This is a genomic window from Psychrobacillus sp. (assembly GCF_056205495.1).
Window position 1 is genome coordinate 1 of record NZ_JBAEAP010000235.1, and the last position, 7,144, is coordinate 7,144.

Here is a 7,144-nt window from a genome sequence, read left to right on the forward strand (position 1 = left end):
CTGCATGTTTAATTACCTTGGAAATCATTGGATCATAAAAAGGAGTCACCTTATTTCCTTCCTCATACCCTGCGTCTATTCGTACATCCGCATTATTTCCCCATGTAAGAGTTGATATTGTTCCTGGAGAAGGAAAAAACGTTTTTGGATCCTCCGCGTAAATTCTAAATTCAAACGCGTGCCCATTAGTTGTAATTTTGTCTTGCTCCTTAACTGGCAACTCCTCACCTTGCGCAACCTTTAGCTGCCATTCTACTAAATCAAAGCCTGTTACCGCTTCTGTTACTGGATGCTCTACCTGTAAACGGGTATTCATTTCTAAAAAGTAAAATTGATGATTTTGGTCTACGATAAATTCCACCGTTCCAGCATTCACATAATCGACTGCCTTTGCCGCGTTAACTGCCGCTTCAAACAGCTTTTTCTTGGCATCCTCCGGGAAATTTGGAGATGGAGATTCTTCAAGAACCTTTTGATTTCTTCTTTGTACAGAACAATTACGTTCGAACAAATGCACGATGTTTCCTTTTGTATCCCCAAAGATTTGTACTTCAATGTGACGAGAGTCTTCAATAAATTTTTCTAAAAATACTATATCACTACCAAAATAAGATTTGGCTCTAGTTTTAATCGATTCAAAGTGCTTAGTAAGGGTTGCTTCATCGTCACATTTAATCATGCCGATGCCGCCTCCGCCCGCGCTTGCCTTAAGCATAATTGGGTAGCCAATCTGTTTTGCTGCGTGAAGTGCCTCGTCCAAAGAATTAAGCCCATCCTCTGTTCCCGGTACCACAGGCACGTTTGCATTAATCATTGTTATACGGGATTCGATTTTATCTCCCATCTTTTCGATCGTTTCCGCTTTAGGGCCAATAAACGTAATTCCAGCCGCCTCTGCTTTTCTAGCAAACTCTGCATTTTCTGACAGAAAACCATAGCCTGGATGAATTGCATCTACACCTTCTCGTATAGCAAGCTCAATTATGTCATCAGCCTTTAAATAAGACTGTTGCACCTGACTTGGCCCAATAAGAAAAGCGTAATCAGCTTCTTTTACATAAGGAAGCTGTTCGTCCGCTTCACTATAAATTGCTACCGTTTCAATATTTAAACGTTTACATGTCTTGATAATCCGTCGTGCTATTTCTCCCCGATTTGCTATTAACAGCTTTTTCATATGTATCTCCCCTTTGTCAAAATATTCTCCCCTCTATTAGTCTATACGAAAGTTGAAAGTGAATTCAACTTTCACATAATAATTGATTAAATTCATCTACATATCCTAGGGCCAAATAACTAACAAAAAATTACAGAAACGTTACAGGTGCCAGGCACCTGTAACGTTTCTGATATAAAATTATTTCCCATTAAAAAAAGTCTCTATTTTTTAGAGACTTCATTGCTAATTTCTTTCTATGTGTTGAACACCTTGTTTGGCCCAGTTCACTAGTACCTCGTAATCTCTTTTTAGTAAATTATATGCATTAGCTATTTCATCATAGGAATTTTTCATTTCATCGTAACTTTGCATGGCAAGTTGCAAATGGTTTTGAAGGGAAGTGGAATCGTTTACAGTTTCCTTGAAACTTTCTACCTTCGGGGAATCCTCTTTTGGGAAAAGTTGTGGGCGAAGATTTTTGTTCCATCTAAATGCACAGGCTTGTTTGGAGCGCCCTAACAATACGCTGGCTTCCTGAAACCCTGAGATTTGGGTGTGGCCTTGTTCGATTTTCTTTAGTACTATCTCTTTTAGTAGATTGTCTTCGTCGAGGGTCCAGCTATCTTTTCTCAATTTAACATTCACATTAATCACCCTTTGCTTTTTTATTAATATATGCAAAGTGGGTATAAATAGACTCTATTTTATTTCTTTTTTGATAAAAAAGAATTCACTGCCTCATGGTGTACATCTGCTTCCCAAAGTACAGAGCATTCTTTCACTTCTTCCATTATTCTCTCAAATAATTTAGATTGCTCCCATTTTCGTATGATCTGTTTTTTGTAGGCCTTCAAAACTGTCGAATGGGGAATAATCATTTTGGAGATGAAGTCTTGTAGAGCAATCACTTTATCACCCTCAAACACTTCGGTAGCCCAACCCATCTCTAAAAGCTCTGATGAATGATACGGAGTGGCTTCTGTTAACATCTTTAGTGCTTTATCATACCTCATACCCTTTTCAAAAAGGTATGTTCCCCCACCCCAGCCACTAGTTATAGCAAGTTTACCTTGGATAAATCCACATTTTGCTTCCTTTTTGACAAGTCGGAAATCGCATAATGTGGCTATTTCACATCCCCCACCAACTGCGGTCCCATTAATTAAAGCGATTGTTGGTACCTCTAGAGTAGCTACCTTGTAAAGTTCTTTAGCTACTTCGCTTAGCATTGCGTAAGATTCCTCAGCGGTTTTTAGCTCATGAAAAACCGATAAATCTCCTCCGGAACAGAAAGACTTATCTCCTGCTCCTGTAATAACTACAAGCTTAATTTCTTTATTTGAATTAACCTCGGTTACAAGCTGCCTAAATCCAGCCAAAACATCAAAGTTAATAGCATTATGTATGTCAGGTCGATCAATCTCAAATATTAGGATGTTATCCTTTTCTTTTATCGTGTACGCCAAAGTATGTACCTCCTAAAATGAATATAGAGAAAAAGGCTACCGAAGAGCCATGGTCTCTTTGGTAGCCTTTTAAGGAACAAATACTGTATTATTTGCTCACTACTTCTTTCCCTTTGTATTGACCGCATGATTTACAAACTCGGTGAGCCAATTTCATTTCACCACAATTTGAACAAGCAACCATACCAGGTACGGATAATTTAAAATGTGTACGACGTTTTCTTTTTACAGTTTTAGAAGTTCTTCTAGCTGGTACTGCCATTGGTGGCACCTCCTTACAGATCTATTATTCGTCTGTTTGATCAAAATACTTAGCTAAATCAGCAAGTCTTGGATCCAATTTTGGTTGGTCATCTTCTTGCAATTCTTTAAGATCTTCATCAGTAGTAAAGCTCCAACCTGTCCCACCCTCGTGTTTAAATTGGTCTGCACCTTCTTTATACACTTGCAATGGTATTTCTAAAAGAATTAATTCTTCCAGAACAGGATCGACATCAATGACATCCCCTTCTACGATATGATAATTATCATACGCTTTAGCAGAAGCGAGTGCAGTGTCGGACCAGGTGAATACTTCATCCGATTGAATCTCAAATGGAAATTCAACATCTTCCCAAGTGCGTGCACATGGTAAGGTTAAAACTCCAGAAAGCTGAAAATGACAAGTCATTTGCGCTGCACCAAATGTGCAGTGCCCTTTTACATGAACGGGTGAAATCTTTCGAACGTCTTGATTTCGCTTCTTCACATTTTCGAGTTCCACGAATTCATCTATATCTAGACCATTCTCACGATATTTAGAAAGCTGACTAATTGCCCATTTCATACGATTATCACCTCAAGACAACAAAGTTGATTATATAATGCTTAGTTTTAGATGTCAAGATAATTTCTTGTCACTACTTTATTTTAACATTATACTTTCAGTAAGGAAAGTATTTAAGATTGGTCCAGATTTAACAGACAAAACAAGGATAGCGAAGACTACCAGCTAGAAGATCAGATAATATAAGGGGGATTAATTATAATGAAAGCTACAGGAATTGTTGTAGAATACAATCCATTTCATAATGGTCATCTACACCATTTACAACAGTCCACTAAACAGACGGATAGCGAACTTTCAATTGCAGTCATGTCCGGCAACTTCTTGCAGCGTGGAGAGCCAGCGCTTGTAGATAAATGGACGAGAGCTAAAATGGCAGTAGATGCTGGTGTCGATTTAGTTATAGAGTTACCATATGCATTTGCAACTGCACAGGCAAGTGATTTTGCTAAGGGAGCTATTTTTTTATTGGATGCACTAAAATGCGACAGCTTTTGTTTTGGAAGTGAGGAAGGATCAATAGAGTCTTTCAATCAAACAATTAAGTTGTTAACCTCCAAAAAGGACGAATATAACGAGGCTATTTCCCAATTTATAAAAAAAGGGATTAGTTATCCAAAAGCACTGAACGAGGCATATCATTTATTGGCAAATGAAGCAACTGAACCTCTAGTGGATTTGTCTAAACCGAATAACATCTTAGGCTACCATTACATGGAGGCTGCACGTCAAATAAATTCATCCATTAAGCCAACTACGATTCAACGCATTGTGGCTAACTATCACGACGATGCTAAAAAAACAGAATCGATTGCGAGCGCCACTGGAATTAGAAAGGTACTCTTCGAAGAAAAAGAGCTTTCTAAAATTCATCCATATTTACCCGACACAAGTCTTATGGGTCTAACCAAATGGATTGAGCAGGCAGAAAGCTTCGGCAGCTGGGAGCGTTTTTATCCTATTTTGCGCCTAATAATTTTGCGCCAGGATAAACATAGCATCGCAAAGTATGCAGAGGTAACGGAAGGCATTGAAAACGCTATTTGGAACGCTGCTGCAAAGCATGAAAGTTTCTTCCCATTCATGGAGCAAATAAAATCCAAACGATTTACCTGGACAAGAATACAAAGGATGTTGACCCATATTTATAATGCATTTACATGGGAAGATTTAAGAGCTATTGAGTACCCTACCTACATCCGACCACTTGCAATGAGTCAAAAAGGACAGACATATCTCCAATCCATAAAAAAAGACTTGCAGCTCCCTCTAGTTAGTAGGGTGGCTGCAAGCAAGGATAATATACTACTGCAGCTTGATATTAAAGCCGCAAATCTATATTATTTAGGACTTCAAACTAAATTTGGTTCATCCATGGTTGGAAGCGAATATAGAACGATACCAATTAGAATTTAATCATTTTGGTTCTAGGTTATCTAAATATTCCATTGCATCGTCAATGGTTTTCACTGGCACAATTTTCATCTTTGTGCCAATTTTTTTTGCCGTTTTTAAAGCTTCTTCATAGTTTGAGGTAAGATCTGGGTTTTTAGCAACAATTTCTTCAGGTATATCATCGTCGGGTGCAAACATGAAATCTACACCTTTTTTATCTGCAGCAATTACTTTTAAGTCAATTCCGCCTATCCTTCCGACAGTACCATCTTGTAGCATCTCTCCAGTCCCTGCGATATCGTAGCCTTTTGTTATGTCCTCTGGAAGCAGTTGGTTTAATAACTCAAGGGTAAACATTAGACCTGCCGATGGACCCCCAATATCTTCGGATTTAATCTCTACAGACGGGGTGGTTTCTACTACCTTGTTTTCAGTATAAGAAATACCAATACCAGCCTTTTCAAGGACCCCTGGGACCGATTTAAGGGTTACCTCTTTAGTAAGCACCTTTTCATCCCGCTCGACCTTTAAACGAACGGTATCGCCCTCTTTTTTATCTGCTAAGTACTTGGCAATCACATCTCCAGTCAGATCAGACAAATTATCCATTTCTAAAATCTTGTCTCCTGGTTTTAGAATATTGTGAGCGCCCCCTCCATCCACTACATTAAAAATAAATATTCCGTGATTGATAACGGTGTAAGGTTTTTTCGCTCGATCGAAAGCCACCGTAATAGCATTAAACTGAGAATCAGACATAAGCTTTAATTGACGTACATTATATTCCTCTTCATCTTCGTCCTCTTGGCGAATTTGATCAGCAGGATAAATCTTTTGACTATCTGTTACTTTCGCGTACGCATACGTGAGAGGAGTCGCCTTTGATAGAGCAATAGTTAGAAGACTTAATGTACCCTCGTCATCCTCATCTCCATTTTCAACATGCACCAATGGTGAAAGCTCATAAGCTCCCCCTGGTCTTGAAATGTAGGATTCCATTGGATAGAAGCCTAATGCCAAAATAATTACAACAATAAAAAGAAGGACTATTGGTTTTATCTTCTTCATAAGTTATCCCTCTCTTTCATAAATAATTAAATATAAATATAAGTTTATCACTTCCAATTTTGACTGACAAAACATATTAAGAAAATATTGTTAACTCTGGAAGATTTAAAAGTTTGAATAACTCTGATCAAGAAAGAAATCTTACAAAAACTACACTTTGAGGAAAAAATGTTTTCCTTTAAGAGATAAGGAATGACGCATAATGCATATTATTGTTACAGTTGGCAGTTGGGCACTTATTATTCTCTTATTTTTACAGCCCGGAGTTTCACATAACGGTGCATTAGAAGGGATGCGTATCTTCACAACTTCTCTCATGCCTTACCTATTACCTTATTTAGTGATTACTCAAATGTTTATTCGAACTCAGAAAAAGTTTTTAACTACCAATAACAAATTTAAACTTTATTTTAATATTTACCTCCTGACAGCACTTGGTGGCTTCCCTAGTGGAGCAGCCATTATATCCTCCTTAAAGGAGATAGGCACCTTGAACGCCCGGAATGCAAGCTGGCTATTAGCTATTTGCCACGCACCTAGCCCAATGTTTGTTATTGGATTTGTGGGAATTGAAATATTTAACGCAGAAATAGCGGGGCTTAAATTGTTAATCATCATTCATGTAGTCAACCTTATATTCCTACTAGTATTCATTATTTTCTCCAAGCCTATTCAAATGAATACATATAAAAAAGAAGCTAACGCCTCTCCCTTCCAAGAGAGCATAAAAGAAACCTATCAAATCCTTTTACTTATTGGGACGACCGTTATCTTTTTTACTACAATCAGCTATATCGTTTTTGAATCATTAAAAGAAATCATCCCAACTATTTCACCAACTGTTCTAGTTTTTGTATCCTCACTTTTTGAAATGACGGGTGGGATTAGCCTTGCCGGACAAATACTATCAGGCTCCTACTACCTTCCTTTTACCATTGCTCTTATTATTGCTTTTAGCGGTTTAAGTATTCATATGCAAATAATTGTTCTTGCTCAAAAAGCAGGCATACCCATTCGGAAATACCTCATGTTCCGTTTGCTCAACATGCTCATCATTCCACTATTTTTCATACTTGGCTAAATGACAGAAGTGTTACTGGTGCCAGGCACCAGTAACACTTCTGTCATATATTGATCGGAGGCAAAAAAACACCTTGCCCGAGGGCAAGGTTATTGTTGATCCTTATATTTTTCTTTAAGCGCTATTTCCACTTGGGGTGGTACTAGCTC

Annotated in this window: 8 protein-coding genes; 2 read left to right on the forward strand and 6 right to left on the reverse strand. The window is 38.0% G+C overall.

The genetic code is table 11. The features are described from left to right. The 5 genes from AC06OU_RS06730 to AC06OU_RS06750 all read right to left on the reverse strand — a co-directional run. The coding region (locus tag AC06OU_RS06730) for an acetyl-CoA carboxylase biotin carboxylase subunit (protein WP_475854840.1) at nt 1-1,177 on the reverse strand (1,177 nt) is incomplete at its 3' end. Between the two features lie 225 nt (nt 1,178-1,402). Continuing rightward, nucleotides 1,403-1,804, reverse strand: coding sequence for a hypothetical protein (locus AC06OU_RS06735; protein WP_169358970.1), 402 nt, complete (start codon nt 1,802-1,804; stop codon nt 1,403-1,405). Between the two features lie 59 nt (nt 1,805-1,863). Beyond that, nucleotides 1,864-2,625 (reverse strand): enoyl-CoA hydratase/isomerase family protein, encoded by a 762-nt coding sequence (locus AC06OU_RS06740; protein ID WP_475854841.1) that lies wholly within the window; start codon nt 2,623-2,625, stop codon nt 1,864-1,866. Between the two features lie 88 nt (nt 2,626-2,713). Further along, nucleotides 2,714-2,887: a 50S ribosomal protein L32 gene (rpmF, locus tag AC06OU_RS06745; protein WP_144537945.1), complete on the reverse strand. Its 174-nt coding sequence runs from the start codon at nt 2,885-2,887 to the stop codon at nt 2,714-2,716. Nucleotides 2,888-2,911: 24 nt separating this feature from the next. Next, entirely contained in the window at nt 2,912-3,451 is a 540-nt protein-coding gene (locus AC06OU_RS06750; protein WP_475854842.1) for a YceD family protein, read from the reverse strand. Nucleotides 3,452-3,652: 201 nt separating this feature from the next. Between AC06OU_RS06750 and AC06OU_RS06755 the strand changes: the two genes are divergently transcribed. Next, complete coding sequence (locus AC06OU_RS06755) at nt 3,653-4,867, forward strand: nucleotidyltransferase (RefSeq protein WP_475854843.1); 1,215 nt, start codon at nt 3,653-3,655, stop codon at nt 4,865-4,867. Here AC06OU_RS06755 and AC06OU_RS06760 read toward each other — a convergent pair whose 3' ends face one another. Beyond that, complete coding sequence (locus tag AC06OU_RS06760) at nt 4,868-5,914, reverse strand: SepM family pheromone-processing serine protease (protein ID WP_475854844.1); 1,047 nt, start codon at nt 5,912-5,914, stop codon at nt 4,868-4,870. A 202-nt stretch (nt 5,915-6,116) separates the two neighbouring features. Between AC06OU_RS06760 and AC06OU_RS06765 the strand changes: the two genes are divergently transcribed. Next, nucleotides 6,117-6,995 carry a hypothetical protein gene (locus tag AC06OU_RS06765; protein WP_475854846.1) on the forward strand — a complete coding sequence of 293 codons (879 nt, stop codon included), beginning with the start codon at nt 6,117-6,119 and terminating at the stop codon, nt 6,993-6,995. Nucleotides 6,996-7,144 lie beyond the last annotated feature (149 nt).

Bases quoted from the DNA above. Each gene is read 5' to 3' on its own strand.
- AC06OU_RS06760 (WP_475854844.1), bottom strand. From the start codon at position 5,914: ATGAAGAAGATAAAACCAATAGTCCTTCTTTTTATTGTTGTAATTATT.
- AC06OU_RS06765 (WP_475854846.1), top strand. From the start codon at position 6,117: ATGCATATTATTGTTACAGTTGGCAGTTGGGCACTTATTATTCTCTTA.
- rpmF (WP_144537945.1), bottom strand. From the start codon at position 2,887: ATGGCAGTACCAGCTAGAAGAACTTCTAAAACTGTAAAAAGAAAACGT.
- AC06OU_RS06750 (WP_475854842.1), bottom strand. From the start codon at position 3,451: ATGAAATGGGCAATTAGTCAGCTTTCTAAATATCGTGAGAATGGTCTA.
- AC06OU_RS06755 (WP_475854843.1), top strand. From the start codon at position 3,653: ATGAAAGCTACAGGAATTGTTGTAGAATACAATCCATTTCATAATGGT.